16 protein-coding genes and 2 pseudogenes are annotated in these 21,453 nt (G+C 60.5%); 11 read left to right on the forward strand and 7 right to left on the reverse strand.

The window, feature by feature from the left end:
* Positions 1-127: 127 nt before the first annotated feature.
* A pseudogene (istA, locus tag KLP42_RS25815) lies at positions 128-1,342 on the reverse strand (IS21 family transposase); the annotation flags it as partial.
* 203 nt (positions 1,343-1,545) lie between these two features.
* On the opposite strand from istA, the gene KLP42_RS25820 reads away from it, so the two are divergent.
* From KLP42_RS25820 to KLP42_RS25830, 3 genes are all read left to right on the forward strand, one after another.
* Positions 1,546-3,129 (forward strand): B12-binding domain-containing radical SAM protein, encoded by a 1,584-nt coding sequence (locus tag KLP42_RS25820; protein ID WP_215571049.1) that lies wholly within the window; start codon positions 1,546-1,548, stop codon positions 3,127-3,129.
* A 19-nt stretch (positions 3,130-3,148) separates the two neighbouring features.
* Complete coding sequence (locus tag KLP42_RS25825; protein ID WP_252193280.1) at positions 3,149-5,845, forward strand: tetratricopeptide repeat protein; 2,697 nt, start codon at positions 3,149-3,151, stop codon at positions 5,843-5,845.
* 97 nt (positions 5,846-5,942) lie between these two features.
* Positions 5,943-7,571 carry an AMP-binding protein gene (locus KLP42_RS25830; protein ID WP_215571051.1) on the forward strand — a complete coding sequence of 543 codons (1,629 nt, stop codon included), beginning with the start codon at positions 5,943-5,945 and terminating at the stop codon, positions 7,569-7,571.
* Here KLP42_RS25830 and KLP42_RS25835 read toward each other — a convergent pair.
* Positions 7,551-7,949 carry a hypothetical protein gene (locus tag KLP42_RS25835; RefSeq protein WP_215571052.1) on the reverse strand — a complete coding sequence of 133 codons (399 nt, stop codon included), beginning with the start codon at positions 7,947-7,949 and terminating at the stop codon, positions 7,551-7,553. The two genes, KLP42_RS25830 and KLP42_RS25835, sit on opposite strands and share 21 nt — an antisense overlap.
* Between KLP42_RS25835 and KLP42_RS25840 the strand changes: the two genes are divergently transcribed.
* The 7 genes and pseudogenes from KLP42_RS25840 to KLP42_RS25870 all read left to right on the forward strand — a co-directional run bounded on the left by KLP42_RS25840 (position 7,932) and on the right by KLP42_RS25870 (position 15,204).
* Entirely contained in the window at positions 7,932-9,734 is a 1,803-nt protein-coding gene (locus tag KLP42_RS25840) for a cytochrome P450 family protein (RefSeq protein ID WP_215571053.1), read from the forward strand. The genes KLP42_RS25835 and KLP42_RS25840 overlap by 18 nt on opposite strands.
* Positions 9,727-9,981: an acyl carrier protein gene (locus tag KLP42_RS25845; RefSeq protein ID WP_215571054.1), complete on the forward strand. Its 255-nt coding sequence runs from the start codon at positions 9,727-9,729 to the stop codon at positions 9,979-9,981. Before KLP42_RS25840 ends, KLP42_RS25845 begins: the two co-directional genes overlap by 8 nt.
* Complete coding sequence (locus KLP42_RS25850) at positions 9,981-11,678, forward strand: carbamoyltransferase family protein (RefSeq protein WP_215571055.1); 1,698 nt, start codon at positions 9,981-9,983, stop codon at positions 11,676-11,678. The genes KLP42_RS25845 and KLP42_RS25850 overlap by 1 nt, the downstream gene beginning before the upstream one ends.
* A gap of 270 nt (positions 11,679-11,948) precedes the next feature.
* Positions 11,949-12,341 (forward strand): helix-turn-helix domain-containing protein, encoded by a 393-nt coding sequence (locus KLP42_RS25855; RefSeq protein WP_252193278.1) that lies wholly within the window; start codon positions 11,949-11,951, stop codon positions 12,339-12,341.
* Between the two features lie 152 nt (positions 12,342-12,493).
* Positions 12,494-13,099: pseudogene (locus KLP42_RS25860) on the forward strand (ABC transporter ATP-binding protein); the annotation flags it as partial.
* Positions 13,096-14,085: an ABC transporter ATP-binding protein gene (locus tag KLP42_RS25865; RefSeq protein ID WP_215571056.1), complete on the forward strand. Its 990-nt coding sequence runs from the start codon at positions 13,096-13,098 to the stop codon at positions 14,083-14,085. The pseudogene KLP42_RS25860 and the gene KLP42_RS25865, both read left to right, overlap by 4 nt.
* A 39-nt stretch (positions 14,086-14,124) precedes the next feature.
* Complete coding sequence (locus KLP42_RS25870; RefSeq protein ID WP_215571057.1) at positions 14,125-15,204, forward strand: serine hydrolase domain-containing protein; 1,080 nt, start codon at positions 14,125-14,127, stop codon at positions 15,202-15,204.
* A 24-nt stretch (positions 15,205-15,228) separates the two neighbouring features.
* On the opposite strand, the gene KLP42_RS25875 is transcribed toward KLP42_RS25870, so the two are convergent.
* The 5 genes from KLP42_RS25875 to KLP42_RS25895 form a co-directional block, all read right to left on the reverse strand.
* Positions 15,229-16,179, reverse strand: a complete 951-nt coding sequence (locus KLP42_RS25875) for a LysR family transcriptional regulator (protein WP_215571058.1) — start codon at positions 16,177-16,179, stop codon at positions 15,229-15,231.
* Between the two features lie 218 nt (positions 16,180-16,397).
* Positions 16,398-17,174: an ABC transporter permease gene (locus KLP42_RS25880; RefSeq protein ID WP_210106938.1), complete on the reverse strand. Its 777-nt coding sequence runs from the start codon at positions 17,172-17,174 to the stop codon at positions 16,398-16,400.
* Positions 17,161-17,928 carry an ABC transporter ATP-binding protein gene (locus KLP42_RS25885; protein ID WP_163898278.1) on the reverse strand — a complete coding sequence of 256 codons (768 nt, stop codon included), beginning with the start codon at positions 17,926-17,928 and terminating at the stop codon, positions 17,161-17,163. Before KLP42_RS25885 ends, KLP42_RS25880 begins: the two co-directional genes overlap by 14 nt.
* A 63-nt stretch (positions 17,929-17,991) precedes the next feature.
* On the reverse strand, positions 17,992-18,993 hold the full coding sequence (locus KLP42_RS25890; protein ID WP_215571060.1) for an ABC transporter substrate-binding protein: 1,002 nt from the start codon (positions 18,991-18,993) through the stop codon (positions 17,992-17,994).
* A 44-nt stretch (positions 18,994-19,037) separates the two neighbouring features.
* A complete protein-coding gene (locus tag KLP42_RS25895) occupies positions 19,038-20,120 on the reverse strand; it encodes a 4-oxalomesaconate tautomerase (RefSeq protein WP_215571061.1) in 1,083 nt (360 codons plus the stop codon).
* Positions 20,121-20,226: 106 nt separating this feature from the next.
* Here KLP42_RS25895 and KLP42_RS25900 point away from each other — a divergent pair, with 106 nt between their 5' ends.
* Positions 20,227-21,123, forward strand: a complete 897-nt coding sequence (locus tag KLP42_RS25900) for a LysR family transcriptional regulator (protein ID WP_215571062.1) — start codon at positions 20,227-20,229, stop codon at positions 21,121-21,123.
* Positions 21,124-21,453 lie beyond the last annotated feature (330 nt).

Genomic DNA, 21,453 nt, shown 5'->3' on the forward strand with positions numbered 1-21,453 from the left:
CTTCATCCATGACTTCAAGCATGGCATCAGCGCCATCTCCAACCATCCCGTTCCGCTCCTGTCGATGAAGGAGCATATCTCGCGGCCTTGGTCAGAAAAGCAAAGGTGGCCTGTTCGTCGCGCTCACCATCAAACGGCGCAGCGTGACGAACTCTTCCGGTAGGTCCCAGCCCTGGAGAGGTGCAGCCTGATCAAGCGAATTGATCTTTTGCTCGATCAGCGGCAGGTAATGCACAGGATCAAAGACGACGTCTTCCCGGTCCCAGCACCGCGGATGGCGGGCGATAATCTGGCCACGGCAGCCAATCACCACTTCGTCGACATAGCCCCGGACCCAAACATCCTGATGGCCGTAGGCGACCGGGACGGAATAGTCGTTGGTCTTGTAGCGAACGAGGGACTGGGCCGTGACTTTCGCACTCGCCTGGTCGCTGGCGTCGAATGGAGATGCCGGCAACGCACGCATAGCAGCCAGATCACGCTGCAGTCGCTCTCCGATCGTCTCGCTCTCGCCGCGCAGTCTGTCGCGCTGACGCTTGCGGCATTGCTCTTCCAGCCAGGTGTTGAACGCATCCCATGTTGGAAACTGCGGGATCGGAACCATGAAGTTGCGCCTGGCATAGCCGACGAGACCCTCGACATTCCCCTTGTCGTTGCCCTTGCCGGGACGGCCGTAACGATCTCGGATGAAATAATGAGACAGAAATCCGCTGAAAAGTGTTGCCCGCTTGCGTGTGCCGTCGGGCAAGATCTTGGCGACGAGGCAGCGATCATTGTCATAAACGATCGATTGCGGCACGGCCCCGAAGAAGGAAAACGCATGGACGTGGCCGTCGATCCAGGCCTCGGCCACCGCCGCCGGATAAGCCCGCACGTAGCAGCCGTCGCTATGCGGCAAGTCGAGCACGAAGAAATGAGCCTTCTGCTCCACGCCGCCAATGACCACCATCGCCTCGCCGAAATCGGCCTGCGCGTGGCCGGGCGGATGCGACAGCGGCACGAACACTTCCCTGCGACGCTGATCCCGCTCGCGCATGTAATCCTTGATGATCGTGTAACCGCCCGTGAAACCGCACTCGTCACGCAGCCGGTCAAACACTCGCTTGGCCGTATGGCGCTGCTTGCGCGGCAGCTTCACGTCCTCATCAAGCCAGTGATCGATCGTCGAGATAAACGCATCAAGCTTGGGCCGCCGGATCGGTGATTGCCGCTGATAGCCGGGTGGCGTCGAATAGGACAGCATCTTGGCAACGCTGTCGCGCGAAATGTTGAAATGCTTTGCGGCCTGACGCCGGCTCATGCCTTCCGAGCAAGCCAGGCGAACCTTCAGATATAGTTCCACGGTATAGATCCCCAGGCCCTCCTGCATTCGTCGCAGAAGGAAAAGAAAATAGGTGGCCGACTTTTACGCCGCCCGAAGCGGGACTATCCCGCCGCTACCGTGGTCTAATTTTGCACCGCCGCTCTCACCAGTTCAGGTTGATATTGGAGGTCGTTTTATGTAAGCCACCTGTAAGGTATCGTAATTGCTGCTCAGGTCTGATCGTGAAAGTCTATTTTATTGCTCCTCGGCCAGATACAGACAGGGAGAGATCGCTTGACGGCCTGATTTCCGGCAAGGTGCTTCATGTCGAAAAGCCTTTCGCCATCATTGCAGCATCCGGCATAGCAACCGTTGCCTCGTATTTTGACGATGGGTTCGAGCTCTGCCTCTGTGACGAGCTGATTGACGAGGTAGATGCTGAAAGTCCGGCGGATATTGTCTGCATCAGCATGAACGTCTCTCAGGTGGCGCGCGGGCTGGAACTGGCGCGCCACTTTCGCGCGCTCGGCAAGGTCGTCATCGCGGGCGGCGCACACGTTTCGCTGGCACCTGAGGCCTTCGAAGGGAAGGTGGACTGTATCGTCGCCGGTGAGTTCGAGGAGATTGCGGAGGAGGTGACCGGCGATCTGAAGCGCGGGCAGCTCAAGCCCAGATACAACGGCAGGAAGGCGGACCTCAGCAGGGCGCGCCTGCCGCGCTGGGACCTCTACCCCAACGACAGAGCTGTGTGGGGCACGGTTCAGACGAGCCGCGGATGTCCCTTCGAATGCGAGTTCTGTGACGTCATTCAGTACCTGGGTCGTGTCCAGCGGCACAAACCTGCTGATGTGGTGCTGCGAGAGCTTCAGTACCTGTATGAACTCGGCTATCGGCAGATCCACCTGTCGGATGACAATTTCACGGTTTACCGCAAGCGCACCTATGCGCTTCTGGAGGCCATCGCCGGTTGGAATGGTCGCGAAGGTCGCGAGCCTGTGACGTTCATGACGCAGGCATCGATCGACATGGCCCGCGACGAGGATCTGTTGCGTCTGTGCAACGTTGCCGGTGTGCGCGATGTGTTCATCGGTCTTGAGACCGACAACGAAGAGGCGCTCCGCGAAACGAAGAAGCGTCAAAATCTCAATCAGGATCTCGTTGCGCAGTGTGAGAAGATTTCGGCTGCGGGGGTCTATCTGACTTCGGGCATGATGGTGGGGTTTGACAGTGATCGCCTCGACTGCTTCGAGCGCCAGTTTGCCTTCGGCATGTCACTGCCGATCGTCATGTTGCGGGTAACCGTGGTGGTGGCCTCGCTTGCAACGCCGCTCCACGCCAGGATGAAGCGGGAGGGGCGCCTCGTGGGAAGCGAGGAAGGCAGCCTTTATGTGGGCAGCGATCTTCTCACAAATATCATTCCAGCCAACATGACGCGGGAGCAACTGGCCCAAGGTGCCGAGTGGCTGATCCGTGAACTGATGCGCCCGGAAAACGCGATCAGGCGTTTCGCGCAACTGGCTGCGGTATTGCAGCCCGCACCCGAACACTTGCGGCGCCATGGTCGCCCCTCGCAATCATCGAGGGCGCCGATGGAACTGATGCGCATTGCCTCCCGCAATCCGGACGGAAAGAAGGTCGTTGAGGCCGTTGCGGATCTGTCAAGGGCGCGCCCCGAGATTGCACGGGATCTCTCGTCGCTGCTCATAAGCTATCTGAACACGTTCGTTCCGCTGGAGAAATTGTCTGGCGGTGACGCAAATTCGAGGCCTGCCTTCATGGCGAACCTTCGACACCGGCCCTCTGTCTCGGTGGCAACAGTGGCGTGAGGGCATAGACGTGGCAGACATGGGGGCCGCACAGGCCATGCAGAACGAGGAGGTGGATGCCCTTCGGAAAGCGGTCGTTGTCCTGATGCAAAGGCAGGCTTTCGAAGATGCGCTGACGGCGGTCAACGATGCCTTGTGTCGGGCACCGGGCGACCCGTCGCTCCGGTGCCACAAGGGCGAAATCTTGCGGGCGCTTCGCCGTTTTACCGAGAGCGTCGACTGGCTGGAAACCATTCTCGCCGAGTGCCCCGGCTCTGCGGACATCCTTTATCAGCTGTCCGCTTCAACGCTGGCCACGGGACTGTTTGTCCGCACCATCGGTCTCGCCCGTGCTTTGCTCGATCAGCAACCCGGCCATCTTGGCGCATGGCTTGTGCTGATCGATGCACTGGCTCGCAATGGAGAACCAAAGGAAGCACTGTCGGCAGTCGATACTGCGCTTCGATACCCCCTCGATCACCCGCACCTGACCTTGCGCCGCGGCATTGTTCTGCGACAATTGCACAGATTTGAGGAGGCCGCAGGCTGGCTTGCGGAACTGCGCATCCGCGCTCAGACCTCTCCGGAACTGCTGCCTGCCATTCTGACGGAACTGGCGGGTGCCGAAGCTTCCTCCGGCAGGCTTGCCGCGGCCATCGCGACCATGAAGGAGGCTATCGAGCGCAGTCCAGACCATGCCGGGCTTCTGGTATCGCTGATCCAGATGGAAATACAGGCGTTCGACGCGCCGGCAGCCATGGCCCATCTCGAGCAGGGACTGGCGCGCTGGCCGGATCATCCAGCCTTGCGGCGCCTGCTCGTCAATCTGCTGATGCAGACGGGGCGGATGCGGGATGCGGACGAGACGCTCAGGCAGTTCGGGCGAGAGCATGATGACCAGATGCGTTGGGTGGATCTGGCCTTCCGGCGTTTTGCAAAGGTCCGACGGGAAATCGGTGAACTTGAAAAGGATGGTTCCGCCGCAGGCCTGCAGCGTTTTTATCTGTTGCAGGCCGAGGGGCAGCAGACACAATCTGCGCAGCTTGCGGGGGAACTGCATGCGGCCGAGCCGCAAAATCCCGTTCATGTCGTCAATGTCCTGAATGATGCCATCCGCAACCATGATTCCGGTGCGGCGCGGCAGTTGCTGGAAAACTGCCCGCCGACAGTTCGGCAATCGTCGGCAGTGCAGATGGCGGAGGCGGCGGTACTTCAGCTTGAGGGACGGGTGGAAGAGGCTGCAGCTGTTCTTTCGGACGGTTTCCATCGGCATCCACCGGGCCTTGCGCAGATCATTGCCCTGGCCGATCTTGCCCTGCAGGAAGGGATCGGCACGCAGAGTGCCTCCTTTTTCCTTACGCGTGCGAAGGAACTCATCGCGGCAGCTGCCGACCAGTTGCCCGAACGGACCTGCCGGATCCTTCAGCTGCGGCTCGCCTTCACGCAGGGCGACTGGCCCGAAGCGCTGGAGTTGCTGGATGTGGCTTGCGCCGAAGCGCCGGGCGACATGAACCTTCTGCAGATGAAGGCCAGATGCCTCTATGAGCTGGAGGATTTCGGCACGTCGGAGAGACTGCTGGCCAGCGTTCTCGAACAGGCCCCGGCGGACCGGGGCGCAATTGATCTGCGCAAGGCCGTGTTGCTGGCGAGGGGCGACCTCTGCGGCTGTCTCGATTTTCTGGAGGCAAAGGCAGATGCAGGCCACACAGCGCTGGATACATGGCTGCTGAGCGCGCTTTGTGATACAGGCCAGGTGGAAAGGGCGCGCTCCCTGGCACAACGCCTTCTGCCGAACCAGCCCGTCTCGTTCGACTGGAAGATCGAGACGTTCCGGAAGCTGTTTCTCGGAACTTCCGAGCCTGTGCCTGACAAGACATGGAAGACTGTCTGGTCACGTCCAATCTCGGAGAGGGATCTGCAAGGTCTTCTTCATGGAGCCGACTGGGATGGACCGTCGGGGAGCGCCCTGCATCACACCCAGTATTTTGCGCAGCGCAACCTTTGCCCCGTCGGCATGGACGGTCTGTTATGGCGCCGCAAGGCCTTCCGGGCGGGGCATGTGGATCAGGTGATGTCGACGCGCGTGCTGCTGGAGGCGATACCATCTGCCTTCGGGCGCTCGGCAGGTTTTGCGAGCCTGCGCGAACGGGTCGAGGGAAGGCAGCCAACGATGATCGTATCAACGCATTTTGGTGCCCGGTTCAGTGTCGCATTGAAGACCCTGATGAGGGATCTCGTCTATGTGGTGGGACCTCTGTCCCAAATGCAGAGATCGGGCGATGACGCTGTCCGCGTCCTCAGTACCTTCGACAGCACCCGGCTGGCTGCAAGTGTCGTTCGCAGCCTGCGGAACGGTGACAGCGTCTATCTTGCGCGCGATCTGTCGTGGACCGGCTTTCGTCCTCTCGGGCCTGAGAGCAGTGCGACGGGTACCCTGCTTGGCAAGAAGGTCATGATCGACGACATCGTGCCGAAGATCAGCCAGGCGATGCATGTCCCCGTCTACTGGTTCCAGTCTCAGTGGTCCGGCGATGATGTCGAGATTGATGTCATGCGCATGCCGGATGCGGAGGAAGGCGAGCCAAGAGATGTCTGGTGTCGACGCTGGGCGCAAGCCTATCTCGACAAGGTGGAAGCCCTGTTTCGCTCGGATCCGCGCAATGCACGGCTCAGCCATGACCTGTTGAACTATCTCATGATCACGTCCCTCCACGCAGACGGAGGCGGCAGGTCATGAGGTTCGACAGATCGGCGCCCCGTGACGGTGAGGCTTCCTTCGGCTCCTCCCGCGTTCCGCAGGGTCCGCGGCGCAATACTTGGGGGATCATTCGCAAATGAAGCACATGTCGCTGGAACGCCAAGTGCGGGACGCCTGTGAAGCGAGGGCGGACAAGGAGATCGTGGTCTTCTCCTCGCGGGGGGCAACGCAGCGTGTCATGACCGGCCGCGAGCTTCTGGCGGCGGCGGAATCGGCGGCGCGGCAGCTTGAACCGGCGCGGGGCTGCTGCGTGGTGCTGGTATTCCCCGCCGGTGAGCCCTTCATCTCGCTTCTTCTGGGCTGCTTTCTGGCCGGGGTGACCGCCATTCCTGTCGCCCCGCCGCGTCGGGGCAGCATCTCAACGCGGCTTGCTCATATTTGTGCCGAGGCGCGGCCTGCGGCGGTGCTGTGTCAGCAGGGGCTTGAGGAAGGGCTGCGCACGCTTCTCGGAGCGGGAGCGCCGCCCGTTCTGGCATGGGCTACCGGTCTGGAGCCTCCGATCACGAAGGGCTTCCGCCCGGACATGCCGCAGGATACGGTGCTCATTCAGTACACATCCGGCTCGACCATGACGCCGAAGGGCGTGCTGATCAGCGCGGACAACATCCTTGCAAACTGCAACGCCGTCCAGCGGGCCTGGGGTCTTGACGCGGCAGCTCGGATCGTGAACTGGATGCCGCACTACCACGATATGGGGCTGATCGGCGGCATCCTCTGTCCATTTTTCGCCGGTGGCATGTCTGTGCAAATGAGCCCGTTCGACTTCATCCGCAGCCCGCGCCTCTGGCTGGATGTTATCTCGCAGTGGAAGGCCAATTTCAGCGGCGGTCCGACATTTGCCTTTGCCGATGTCATCCGCAAGGTGCCTCAAGAGGCGCTGGCGGGACTCGATCTGTCCAGTTGGTCCCGTGCCTATTGCGGCGCCGAACCTATCCCTCCTGGCCTTCTTGAGGTGTTTGCCAGTCATCTTGCTGCTGCGGGCTTGCGACGGGATGCAGTCTTTGCCTGCTACGGGATGGCGGAGATTACACTGTTTGCCGCAGGAACGCGGGGGGGGCCCCACGACGCGGGAACCGACGGTGCCCAAGGCTGCTGGTTGACGGACGAGATGCGGCAACAGATCGTGATCATCGATACGGAAACCGGCGAGCCCGTGAAAGATGGCCAGCCAGGCGAAATATGGCTGGGTGGTCCCTCCCAGGGAAGCGGCTATCTCGCCAGTCCAGACCTGACTGCGGAGAGCTTCGGGCATACGGTGCCGGGTCAGGAGGGAAAATTTCTGCGAACCGGCGACATCGGCCGTATCCGTGATGGCCGCCTCTGGATTTCGGGGCGACTGAAGGATGTACTCTTTGCGCATGGCCTGACGATACCGGCGGCAGAAGTCGAGACGCTGGCCTGTAAGGGCGTGCCGGAATTAAACGCCATGGCCGCAGCAGCCTTCATGCGCGATGAGAACCTGCCGGGAGAGGCTGTGCTACTGGTCGAGCTCGTCGACAGCCGCGTTCCCGTGCCGTCACCGGAGGAGACGCGCAACCGTATGCGGTCCACCGTGCTGGGGGAATGGGGGCTGGAGCTGTGCGAAATCCATTTCGTTGACCGGGGACAACTGCCCAGGACCACCAGCGGCAAAGTGCGCCGTTCCCATGCTGCAGCACTCTTCCGCACAGGGAACGAAGCATTTTCAACCGGTGAGCAAGGCTGAACCATGGTGACCGTCTCGAAACGCAGCTGGCTTCACGGTGCCCGGAAAATCGGAGATCCGCAACTGGCACGCGATGCCCTGCGCCATCCCGAAGTCACTGCGGGCAAACTTACCGCCTATCTTGATCAACTCGCCGAAAGGGGAATGGAACTGCCACATCTGAGGGCAGTGTCCTGCAGTAGTTTTATCTTCATGGATGGAGCAGATCATCTTGCCCTCAGACGGCAGATCGCGCCCTTCTTTGCGCCCGCCAATGTGGAACGCTGGCGCCCTGTTGCCACGACGGCAGTAAACAATGCGCAGGAGCGCCTCCGGTCCTCGCCTGAGCCGGATCTTGTCCGTGATTTTGCCGAGCCTGCGATGAAAGCCTTCGTCCATACGGTGATGGGCGTTCCGGAAGACTGCGGGGAAGACCTTCTGGAGCTCATCATCATCGCAAACGATACGATCGAGCCACTGCTCTCAGCCTCCCGTCTTCGGGCGATTGACGGCGCAATGGCGCGTATCTCTGCTTGCCTCGTCAACTCCCGCAGGCCCGCAGGCTCATTCATGGCCTTCCTCGCGCCTCCAGACGAGGAACTGACGGATTTTCATCCGAAGACGGGTATCGCCGTTACGGTCGCTGAAGCCTTTGTGACGGTGTTGCAGACCTTGACCTTGATGATCCACGATCTGCTGCTGCAGCCCCAGGCGGTTTGGCTGCAAATGGCGGATCCGGGCGTGACGGGAGATCTCATCGAAAAGGCCCTTTCCGTCTCTAACCCGACATTGTTCATCGGCCGTGCAGTCAAGTCGGATGTGCAGATCGGCGGGTGCCCCTTTACGGCTGGCGAAACAGCTTTGATGGATATTCGCCAGATCAACACGTCGCTGCGTGCCAGCCATGGACCGCAGGCCCACATGTCCTTTGGCTTCGGACCACACAAGTGCATTGGTGAACATCTCGGCCGGGTGTTTCTCTCCGAAGCGCTTCCACGTCTTGCCCGTGCCTTTCCGGATCTGACACTGCAGCGGGATTTGGTTCGCTACAAGCGTACGCCTGTGCTGCAATGCGCCATCGAGCTGCCCTGTCTTCTCGGTGCGGAAAATGTGCAGATCAATCCGCGCATGACGGAAATCCGATCGCGGACGGACGCCCGCGAACTGCTTAACGATGATGGTGCCTGGTCGCCGCCGGATATGGTGCGCCATCTTGAAGGCCTGGCGCAGCATTCCGGCAGGGACCTGTCCGACGCCATCTGCTTTGCGCGCAATGCGCCCTTCTTCCTCTCCGGCGAACGGCACGCCACCGCGCGCCGGGCGGTGTTTGCACAGATCGGCGGTAATCGACTGGAGACCTGGCAACCGGTTTGGGAAGCTGCGGTTGCCTCGTCCCTGGATCATCTGTCCCGGGTGCCGGAACCCGATCTTATCCGCGATTTCACTGACATCCTGTTCAAGCGCACGGTCAAGCCGGTGCTTGGCATTCCGCAGGACAACTGCGCGCAATTCGACGAGATGGCCCCGCATATCCAGCTCGTGCTGGCGCCGCTTTTGCCGCTACGCGATCTCCTGGAGGTGCAGAAGGCCATGGCCGCGCTGATGACACGGCTGCAATCCCATGCTGCAGACGGTGGGGATGGCCTGCTTGCCGCATTGCTGGGCGAGGAAATGGACGGCTTTGACCGGCGCGACAAGATGGCGCTGACCCTGGTGCTCTATGGCGCAAGCTTCAACATCCGTCATACGCTGGGCAATATCCTCCATCATCTGCTCTCGATGCCCCCCGATCAACGGCGTGCCCTGCTGCTGTCGGAAGATACTGCAGGTCTGTTCGATCGGCTGATCGGTCTGTGCGCTGCCCCCAAATACATCTATCGGATTGCCCGCAACGACGAGAATGCGCTGGGCGTGCCGGCCGGCACGACGCTGCGCTTCCGCCTTGCCGTCCTCAACCGGGCCGCACCGGCCGGTCATCTCGCCTTCGGCCATGGCCTACACCGCTGCTTCGGTGCAGCCATGTCGCGCCAGATCATCCGTCTGGCCGTCCCTGCATTCTTCAACCGCTTTCCGCAGCTGGAACTGGACCCCCGGCGGCATGTTTTTGCCGCTCTGTCACAGACCATTGCGCTTGAAAGCCTTCCCTGCATGCCTGTTGTCCCGGAAAGGACCCCTGATGCCTGAAGCGCTGCCCAAGGATGAACTCGTTACCTTTCTCATTCGCCGTCTGGCGGCTCTGACACGCCAGAACGAGACCGAGATCGGCCTGGAAACATCCCTCCTCGACATCGGCCTGCAGTCGATCGACGCCGTTCTTCTATGCGGGGAGGTTGAGGACGCTTTTCAGGTGGAGATCGATCCTGCCCTGATCTTCGATCACGACACGCTTGGCAGCTTTGCCCTTGCCGTCAAGGAACTCATGGCAGCCTGATGACGACCTGGTATCTCGGTCTTGCCACCTCCGGTCACGACCCTGCCCTCGCCATCGTCGATGAGACGGGACAGGTGGTCTATGCGGAGGCGACCGAGCGGTTTCTGCAAGACAAGCGGGCATGGGGCATTTCTCCCGACCATCCGCCGCATCTTGAGCGGGCACTGAAAATCTGCGGTGCGTCACCCGAGACGGACACCTTCATCGTCGGCACTACATGGAAGGCCATGAAGGCGCAGATGGATGTCAAGATTCATGACGCGATGCTGCCGGCGCTCGATACGCTCTGGATGCGCGGCTTGAACGGATCGCTGCAGGCAATGGCCGGCCATTCGCTGCTTCGCCTGGGCGTAACGCCCGACCGTCAGCGCCTTCTCAGACACGAACACCATCTGTGTCATGCCGTCACGGCTGCATGGTTTGCACCGCTGTCCGACGCCCTGGTGCTCGTGCTGGATGGGGAAGGCGATGTGGGAGCCGTCTCGGCCTATGCGTTGGAGGATCGCGCGCTGAAGCGCCTGTGGCGGTCCTGGGGGCCCGGAAGTCTCGGTACCTTCTATGGGTGGCTGACTTTCCGTTGCGGCTTTGACTGGCGGCTGGGAGAAGAATGGAAGGTCATGGGCCTTGCGGCCTATGGCCGTGTCATTCCACACCTACGGGCTGCTCTGCAAACTCTGTTGACGGTGAAGGACGGGCGCCTGCTGTTTGCAGCGGCGGACAGGATCGCGGAAGTGCAACAGATGGCCTCCACCTATGCCCGCACCATCTCCGAGCCACCGATGCAGGCGGCAGACCTTGCTGCCACGGGACAGGCCGCCTATGCAGCCCTTGCCGATGCCGTCATTGGCGACCTGCTGGCACAGCAGGAGGGGCCAGGGCCATTCGATCTCCTGCTTTGTGGGGGCTGCGCCCTGAACTCATCCTATAACGGCGCCGTTGCGAACAGGCTCGGTCTCCGATCCCTGCATGTTCCCCCCTGCCCGGCCGACGACGGAAACGCGATCGGCGCGGCACTTCTCTCCTGGATGCAGGATCGACGCGTTCCCACCATTCCCGCAAGCCCGGACTGTACGCCTTTCCTCGGCATGGAAGCGGGGCTGTCCGGGCGTGATCTCCGACCGCATGTGAGAGGATTTGAGGTCAAGGACGTCAGTGGAAACACTGCCGCAGCCGTTGCCGAGGCCCTGGCACAGGGGCGTGTCGTCGGGACCTTCCGGGGCCGCGCCGAGTTCGGACCGCGGGCCCTCGGCAACCGCTCAATCCTCGCCGACCCGGCCAGGGCCGGAATGAAGGATCACATCAATGCCATCATCAAGGGACGTGAGGCCTACCGGCCCTTTGCGCCCGTTCTGCGGGCGCGGGATACGGCAGACTGGTTCACGTCAGCAGAAGCCTCGCCCTACATGTCGAAGACCCTGTTCTGGCGGCAGGAACGGCAGGACCAGGTGCAAGCCGTGGTTCATGCCGACGGGACAGGCCGTGCACAAACGGTGACGCCGGAAATGTATCCCTGGATGCACGATCTTCTGGATGAAACAGAGCGGCGGACCGGACAGGCAGTCCTCCTTAACACCAGTTTCAACATCATGGGCAAACCGATCATCGACACAGTGGAGGACGCCCTGGCTGTTCTCAGTACCACCGGTCTTGATACCGTGCTGGCTGGCGATCTATTGATTAGCAAGCCTTTTGGTTGAGTTTAGGTGTGCAGAATTGACCCTGTCAGAGCGTCGGGCGTCAAATATGTCAATCGGCGTGCAAACTTGGCCCCATTTTATCGGCGTCCAATGTTGACCCCCATGTTGACGATCAGCACCTGGATCGCCCGGCGCTGGCCGGGTTGCAGAGGGCGAACCAGGTGCGGGTGACGGGGCTCTTCGGCTTTAAAGCATGTCGCGGCAAACGGGATTCGGGATTCCGGTTTTGCTTGATCTGTGATTGACTGTGCCCATGGAAGGAGAAGCGCCATGGGCAAGCCGCATCCGATGGAGTTGCGTGAGCGTGTCGTTGCGTTTGTGAATGAAGGCAATAGCAACCGGGAAGCCGCCCGGCATTTCCGGGTTTCCCCTCGGTTCGTCAACAACATGATGATCCTGCATCGTTCATCTGGTTCTCTTCGCCCCGCCAGACAGGGCCCTCCGCCTGGCAGTAAGCTTTCGCCTCATGGGGAATGGATCAGCGAGCGCGTTGCTCTGCATGGCGAAGTGACCCTGGACGAACTGTGTCTCGAACTGGCCGAGCGCGGCATCGACGTCCACCGCGCCACCGTCGGGCGGTTTCTACATCGGCTTGGGCTGAGCAATAAAAAAAAGCCTCAAGGCAAGCGAGCAGCGCAGACCGGAGATCGCCCGGGCGCGTGATCTTTGGATCAACCGCCGCAAGCGGTTCTTCAACAAGGCGTTGTCCCGGCTCATCTTTATCGATGAGACCTCCACGAATACCCGTCTGACGAAACGCACCGGCTGGTCTGCCAAAGGCAGCCGCTTTGCGGCTTACGCTCCCTTCGGTGTCAAGCAAGCATGCAGCCCGCGAGAGGGCGCGCGACGCATTGGGCATGGTCGGCATCCCCAGCCCCGAGGAAAGACTGAGCGCCTATCCGCATCAGTTTTCCGGGGGAATGCGGCAGAGAGTGGCCATCGCCATTGCCCTGCTGATGTCGCCGGACCTGATCATTGCCGATGAACCGACCACGGCTCTCGATGTCACGATCCAGGCGCAGATCCTCTCGATCGTGCAAAAGCTTGCCCGCGACAAGGGAACCGCGCTGATCTGGATTACCCATGACCTTTCGGTCGTGGCCGGGCTCGCCGAAAAGGTGTCGGTCATGTATGCCGGCCGCATCGCCGAGCAGGGCAAGACGGCCGACCTGCTGCGCCGTCCCATGCACCCCTATACCAACGGACTGATCGCGAGCCTCCCTGCCCACAACCAGCGCGGCTCCAGGCTCAAACAGATCTCGGGGACGACACCCTCCGTCGCCAACATGCCGAAAGGATGCGCCTTCCATCCCCGCTGCGCGTCGGCAACGCAGCTCTGTCTGAGCCCCCCGCAACTTGAGCCTGTCGAAGGTCGGCTTCTTCGCTGTTTTCACCCCGTCATGGAGGGAGCGTCATCATGAGCAACCGACTGGAAGTTCGCAGCGTCAGCAAACGCTTCAGCCGCAAATCCGGACTGGTGGAACGCGGCGCCGAATTCATGGGCCTGAAGGCCCCCAATCCCGTCGTCCGTGCCTTGGATGACGTCAGCCTGACCGTCGCGGAAGGCGAAGTCGTCGGAATTGTCGGTGAGTCCGGCTGCGGAAAATCGACACTGGGACGGGTGGTGGCAGGCCTGCTGCAGGCGTCGGAGGGAACAGTGCTCTTCCGCAACAAGCGTCTTCAGGACATGCCCGGGGAAGAGGCCGAGGCGGCGCGGCTAAAGGTCCAGATGATCTTCCAGAACCCTTCCTCCTCCTTGAACCCCCGGCAGCGTGTGCGCGAGATCATTGGTGCTGCTCCCCTTCATCATGGACTGACGACGGCGCGGGAACTGGATGATTATGTCAGCCAGCAGATGGCGCGAGCTGGCCTTGATCCTTCCATGGTGTCCCGCTTTCCGCATCAGTTCAGCGGCGGGCAGCGCCAGCGTATCGGCATCGCGCGTGCGCTTGCGGTTCAGCCGGACATGCTGATCTGCGACGAGTCGGTCGCGGCCCTTGATGTGTCGATCCAGGCCCAGATCCTCAATCTGTTTCTCGATCTGAGGAAACAGCTCGACCTCACATACATCTTCATCAGCCACGTCCTGTCCGTGGTCGAACATATCTCCGACCGCGTGGTGGTGATGTATCTCGGTCGTGTCGTGGAAGAGGCGACGGTCGAAGAGCTGTTTTCGCACCCCAACCACCCCTATACCCGCGCGCTCCTCCAGGAGAGACCGAGCCTTGACCCGGTGCAGCGGAGCTTTTCGGCCATCGAAGGCGAAATACCAAGCCCGCTTTCACCACCGTCCGGTTGTCATTTCCACCTCCGCTGTCCGTTGGCGATGGACCGCTGCCGGATCGAGCGGCCCGAGCTCCGTACGGTCGGTTCGCGCCACAAGAGCGCCTGTCACCTGAACGACTGACATCCGGAAATCACAATCTGTAACCGTAAAGGAAGAACTATGTCTGTTTCAGCCCCTCTGGAACATCTCGGGACCGATCCCGGTCAAACATTTCCGGCAGAAGCATGGAAGCAGGTGGACAATCCGCAGGAACACGACCTTTCGGCCGACATCCGTGCAAAGGTCGATGCGGCGCTGGAGGCACTGCCGACCACGTCCTTCACGGCCGTTGCCGGAGGCGAGATCCTTTACAGCTATGGCGATATCAGCGAGGTGAGCTATCTCGCCTCGACCCGCAAGAGCATCCTGTCGATGCTGATGGGCAAAGCCGTTGCCGAAGGAAAGATCGACCTCGACCTGACCATGGCGGATCTCGGCATTGATGAGGATCACGGCCTGCTGCCGATCGAAAAGACGGCAAAGCTGCACGACCTTCTGATCAGCAGCTCGGGCGTGTACCACCAGCCGGGAAGCCCCGGTAGCAACACCAAGAACATTCCCGAGCGTGGCTCGAAGAAACCCGGCGCCTATTTCCATTACAACAACTGGGATTTCAACGTGCTCGGGGCTGCGTTCGAACAGTTGACCGGTCGCAGTGTCTTCAAAGCCTTCGAGGAGGATTTCGCGGTCCCGATGCAGATGCAGGATTTCGATCCGGCCCGTCAGCGGATGATGGGTTACGACGGAGCGTCACGGTACCTCGCCTACCACTTCTTCCTGTCCGGGCGTGATATGGCGCGACTGGGGCTGGCAATGGTCCGCAATGGTCGCTGGGATAAAGGCCAGGTCGTCCCGGCCGACTGGGTGGCTGAAAGCACGAAGATCCGTGTTTCTGCGGAGAAGATGAATGAGAGCAAGAAGTCCCAGATCGCCGGTTACAGCTATCTCTGGTGGATCCCTGTCGTTCGGGATGAAACGCCGGAATGGCGCGGCGCCTGCATTGCCGCCGGTCATTTCGGGCAGTTCATCCTATGCCTGCCGGCGCTCGACATGGTGTTCGTGAACAGAAGGGCGATCCCGGACGACCTCGCAATCGCGCGCAACGACGGCAGCTTCAAGGAAGAACTGCCTGCCGTGACCATGGAAGATTTCCTCGCCGTGACCGATCATTTCATCCGCGCGAAGATGGCCACCCGATGATCGAGACCGCGGGACGGCGCCCGATCAGGTCGCGTCCGCGGTAAAGCAGGCCGAGATCTGTTCTCTCAGCCATTGACTTGCCGGATCGCGTTCCTTTTCGGCAAGCCAGATCATGCTGGTTGATTGTTTTTCCTCCGCAAACGGAGAGTCCAGCAGCAAGAGTTCATGCGAATGTTCAAACAGCCTGGCAACGCTTTCCGGCATGATGGCCACGAGATCGCTGCGGGCGATGATCGCAACTGCGGCGGAAAAATGCGGGACAACTGCGACAACCCGGCGCTGAAGGCCCATGGCATCCAGCCGCTCATCGATCCAACCTCGGCGACTGGGGGCGGAGGTGACTTTGACATGCCCGAGCGATAGCAGCGCATCGAGCGTCAGCGGCTTCTTCGCGGCCGGATTGGTGGCCGACATGATGCAGACCCGCCTCTCCGTGAAGAGGGACGTGCATCGATAGCGGGCCGGAAACGTGTCGGCCGTCATGACGGCCACATCGATGGCGCCCTCGTCGAGATGTTCCTGAACGACCGGAAGGAAATTTCTGTTTTGCGTGACGCCCGTGCGCGGCATGTGAATGACCTCGAGCACACAGTGCGGCGCCCTTGAACGCACACGCTCAAGAAGGCGGGGCATCAGAACGACCGAAAAATAATCGTTCATACCGATCCTGAATGCGCGATTGGAAGACGCAGGTTCAAAATCGAAGCGCGACAGCATCACGGACTCCGTGTCCTCGATGATGCGCCGCACGGCAGGAAATATCTCCGTGCAAAAGCGCGTCATCACAAAACCGCCGGACGTCTTCTTGAACAGCTCGTCTCCCATGATCGCCCGCACGCGCTTGAGGGCATGGCTCATCGCGGGCTGGGAGAGGCCGATATACTCGCCGGCCGCCGTCATGTTGCCCTTGATCACGAGGGCATAGATGACCTTCAGGAGATTAAGATCGATGGATCCCAACGAAAATCGCTGCATGCGAAACCAGCCTCAGTCTTCAGAGCGTGTGTGAATACAATGGCATGGACTGCGCCGACCGAGAATAGAGGACATCCCGTCGCTGCAGATCGCGGCCCGAACTCTCAACGCCTCGCATCCCATGATCCCATGTGACGCGCCAGGGTGACCATCGATCAACGAAAAGGACCGGCCCGACGGGGCCGATCCTTTGTTTTGGTTTTTCTGGGCAGGAAGGCTTAAGCAGGCCGCTCTTCGCCCGCATTCGGCCGCCACGTGATCAGCCTCTTTTCTGCAAAGTCGAGGATGAGGTCGATGATGAGAACGAACACGGCCAGGATGATGATGCCTGCGAAGACGCCGACCGCATCGAAATTGCCTTCCGAGCGGGCAATCAGGTAGCCGAGGCCGGCGGATGCACCGAGATATTCCCCGATGATTGCGCCGACGACGGCAAAGCCGACGGAGGTGCGCAGCGACGACAGGATCCAGGTCGCCGCCGCCGGAAAGTAGACGTGACGCAGCAGATCCGAGCGCCTGGCGCCCAGGATGCGGGTATTCGACAGCACGACCGGGTTCACCTCGCGCACGCCCTGCATGGCGTTGAAGAAGGTGACGAAGAAGACGAGCGTGACGGCGAGTGCTACCTTCGACCAGAGGCCCAGACCGAGCCAGAGAACGAAGATGGGGGCCAGAACGACACGCGGAATGGCGTTTACGGCCTTGATGAACGGGTCAAGCACGCGGGCGACGAAGGGGCTGAGACCCAGCCAGACGCCGGCGCCGACGCCGAGACCCGTGCCGATGATGTAGCCAAGCACCGTTTCGCTGAGCGTGATGCCGACATGCTTGTAAAAGCCGGTGTCGGAGACCCAGGCGATCACCTGTTTGACGATGTCATAGGGCGCCGGGAAGAAGAACCGGTCGATGGCACCGGAGGTGACACCAAGCTGCCATCCGCCCAGAAGCACGACCAGGAGCACGATCTGGATGATGCGAATATTAACGGCTTGCATAGCTTTTCTCCACTTCGCCACGCAGAGACGCCCAGATATCGCGGTAGAGCGTCATGAATTTCGGATCGAGTTTGATTTCGGCGACGTTGCGAGGCCGTTCGAGATCGACGGGAAAGCTTTCGATGACACGGCTCTTCGGGCCGGCGGCGAGAACGACGACACGGTCTCCAAGCGCAATCGCCTCCTCCAGATCATGGGTAATCATGACGACCGCACGGCGATCTTCCTGCCACAGACGCAGCAACTCGTTCTGCATCAGGTGGCGGGTATGAATATCGAGCGCCGAGAAGGGTTCGTCCATCAGGATGACCTTCGGGCCCGTGATCAGCGCCTGCGCCATCTGGACGCGCTTGCGCTGTCCACCCGACAGCTGGTGCGGGAAACGGTCGCCAAAGCCTTTCAGGCCGACCTTCTCAAGCCAGGCGAAGACCTTGGCGCGGCGCTCCTCTTCCGGGACGCCGCGAAACATCAGGCCGAGCTCGACGTTCTGGAACGCGGTTTTCCACGGCAGAAGCGCATCCTGCTGGAAGAGATAGCCGATATTGTTCTGCACCCCCTGGACCGCGGTGCCATCGATGGACACCTTGCCCTGCGCGGGCTTGAGCAACCCCGCAATGGCGTTGAGGATGGTGGATTTGCCGCACCCTGTCGGACCGACGATCGAGAGAAACTCCCCGTCACCGACTTTCAGGTTTACGTTCTGGACGGCCACGAAGGAACCAAATGCCATGGTGACGTCGTCGATCGCCACCATCGGCTTGGGTTTCAGTTCTGTCACGGCCTCTAGCTTTCTTACTGGCGAAGACATGGCGGATCCTCAGTTTCCGCTCTTCGAGGCAGCCGCCTCGACGAACTTGTTGGTGTAGGTCGTGTTGAGATCGATCGTCGCCTTGGCGACGGCGTCGTTGAAGCTCTTCAGAACGGCCAGCGGCGTTTCGAGGTCAGCCTGCTCGAACTTGCCATCCTCGGAGAAGATGGCCTTGGCCGCTTCAACAGCCTTGATGTAGGTCTGCTTGTCGCCGGACACGAAATCCTCGGGAAGCTTGTCGACGATTTCCTCGGCCGAATGCTGTTTCATCCAGTGCAGCGCCCGAACCGTCGCATTGGTGACCTTCTGGATCAGTTCGGGATTGGCATTGATGTAATCCTGCGTCGCGTAAAGCACGGAGGTCGGGTAGATGCCGCCATAGACGTCCTTGGCACCCTGATCGCTGCGGGCATCGATGAGGATCTTGCCCAGGCCACGCTCCACGACGATCGTCGCGGCGGGATCGTAGTTGACGAGCAGGTCGATCTTGCCCTGCTGCAGGGCGGCCACGGCCGCAGCGCCCGAACCGACACCGATGATGGAGATGTCGTCGTCGCTGAGTTTGTGCTGCTTCAGGTAGTAGCGAATGAAGAAATCGGACGAGGACCCGGGCGACGTGATGCCGACCTTTTTGCCCTTGATCGTTTCGGGTTTGGCCGGATCGAAATCGGTGTCGTTCTTGCCGGCGAGAACAAGGCCGGAATTGCGGGCGAGCTGAACGAAGCCGACCACGTGCTTGTTCTGCGACTGCATCTGGATCGTATGATCATAGAAGCCGACGGCGACGTCCGTTGACCCGGCAACAAGGGCCTGAAGTACCTTGGAACCACCCTGGGCGAAGTTCTCGGTCGTCACGTCAAGCCCCTCATCCTTGTAGAAACCAAGGCTGTCGGCAACCGGAAACGGGAGATTGTTGAGATTGTAGGAGCCTACGCTCATTTGGATGGATTCGGCATTGGCAGATGCTGCCAAGGCACAGAACGCCGCTGTTGCAAGCAAGTATTTACGCATGAGGGTCTCCTCCCTGTTGATGTTATGCGTCGATATGGACGTCTTCAGGCCGCATGTTCAATCGCAGCCATTGGCTTGGCGAAGGCAAAGCCTTCAAAAAGTCTCCGCGCCGTTCTCACGAGCCCGGCTGTCACCGCTCCGTTTCGCATTTCCAGTTGGACGTCGAGCCGGCCGGCTGGATGCTCGATACGCACCATCGCCGGCACGGAAAGCCCACCTGCCAGATCATGGGCAATGGAGCCTTCGGTGACGGCTGCGGTGGCAATGCCAACCGCACCGGTCGTTGCAAGAGCCGGATGACAGTCGTTCGGCATGAAATAGCGGACCGAAAGAGTGCCGCCCTTGCGCGCCGGCGCAATCAGTACCGGCTTGGGAATAACCATGTCAGCCACGTCGCCCATGCCCATCATCCTGCCGGCTTCGATGCGTATGCGGCTCATGCGCTCGATGAGGTCGCGATCGGCTGTCAGCACCTGCGGTTCCTCGTAACCCGTCACGCCGAGATCGGCTGCGCGCATCAGCACCATCGGAATGGCGCAATCAATGGCCGTCACCGCCACGCCGTCAATCATGTCGACAGCCTTGCCGGTCGGCAGCAACTTTCCGGTTTTCGCACCGGCGGCATCCATGAACGTCAAGGCGATGGGCGCTGCAAGTCCCGGCACGCCATCAATTGAAGCATCACCGAGATAGATGACCTCACGACCCCGCGTCGGCACCTTCGCCTCGATCAGCTTTCCGGTGTTGACGTTATGGATGCGCACAAGCGTATCCTCGCCCGTCGCCGCCAGAAGCCCGGCCTCGATCGCGAATGGGCCGACGGCTGCCAGCATATTTCCGCAATTGGGCGAATAGTCCACATACTGCCGGTCCGTACGGACTTGGGCAAAGAGATAGTCAACATCGGCGCCCTTGATCGTGGAAGGACCGATAATCGCGACTTTTGACGTGACGGGATTACCACCTCCAATCCCGTCGATCTGAAGCGGGTGTCCGGACCCCATGATGGAGAGCAGGGCAGAATCCCGCGCGGCGCGCTCATGGGGAAGATCGGAGGCGAGAAAGAACGGCCCGCGCGATGTTCCACCACGCATCAGTACACAGGGTATCTTGAGCAAATCGTTCATGGCCTCGCCTCAGTCTTGCATGCTGCGGATTAATGTCGCCTGTTGTTGCAATATGAGGAAAGAAGGATAATCTGTTAAATGCAATGTTCGGAGGATTTATTGCGAAATGAGCATCAATTGTGAAATTCTGGATTTGCGGGCATTTCAGGCTGTGGTTGAGCTGGAAAGCTTCCACAGGGCCGCTGATGCGCTGCATATCTCACAACCGGCGCTCACACGCCGTATCCAGAAACTGGAACAGGCCATCGGGGCGCCTCTTCTGGAGCGCACCACCCGCCACGTCGCTCCAACGGCCATGGGCCAGGAGGTCATGCCGCTTGTCCGGCGGATGCTGGAGGAGTTCGACGGATCGCTTTTTGCGATGAAGGACGGAGCACAGCGACGGGGTCTCATCACCATGGCCTGCGTTCCCACCGCAGCGTTTTACTTCCTGCCGACGGTGATCAAGACCTTCAGCAATCAGTATCCGCATATTCGGTTGCGGATCAGAGACTTGACGGCGAACGAAGGCCTGCAGGCCGTGGCACGAGGCGAAGTCGAATTCGGCATCAACTTGATGGGGAATTCCGATCCGGATCTGGCGTTCGAGCCGCTGATAGACGATCCGTTCGTGCTGGCGATGCGCAAGGACCATTCACTGGCGGCGTTCGAAACCATCCAATGGGACCAGCTGGAGCCCTACCCGCTGGTTGTTGTCGACCGCTCCAGCGGCAACAGAACGCTGCTCGACGGCACTCTTGCACGACACAATTTGAAATTGAACTGGTTCTATGAGGTGACCCATCTCAATACCTCGCTTGGCCTCGTGGAAGCGGGACTAGGGATTTCCGTCTTGCCGCGTCTAGCGACACCACAAGACGATCATCCTTTCCTCGTGACCCGACCGATCGTAAACCCGGTAGTATCGCGAACGATCGGCATCGTGCAGAGGCGAAGTAGCGTCTTATCTCCTGCGGCCGAAAAGTTCGTGGAGATGCTGCTGAAGACTTGGAAAACACCTTAGTTAGTAACGGGCCACCTGCCCGATCCGCGCTTCCAGTGCCCCGTGATCTCTGACACAAGCGGAACGCCTACCCTCTTCTTTATTGAAGACGCAGCAGGGTAGCTTAGTCGAGGCCTCATGCAGCCTAGGGTCTACACTTCTGGCGGCACAAAAGGCACACGTCTTTCAGGGACAGTAGCCTCCGCGCGGCACCCAGTCGTAGACTAGGCCCTGTTGACAAAGTGGATTCCCAAATCAGCGGAAGCGTGATTCAAGACTACCTTTTAGGAGGCGGTTCTGGCTCGCGGCGACCTCACGGATATGGAATGGCGGATCATCGAGGGGTTATTG

The sequence above is a fragment of the Rhizobium sp. CSW-27 genome (assembly GCF_018760785.1).
Classification (GTDB): domain Bacteria; phylum Pseudomonadota; class Alphaproteobacteria; order Rhizobiales; family Rhizobiaceae; genus Neorhizobium.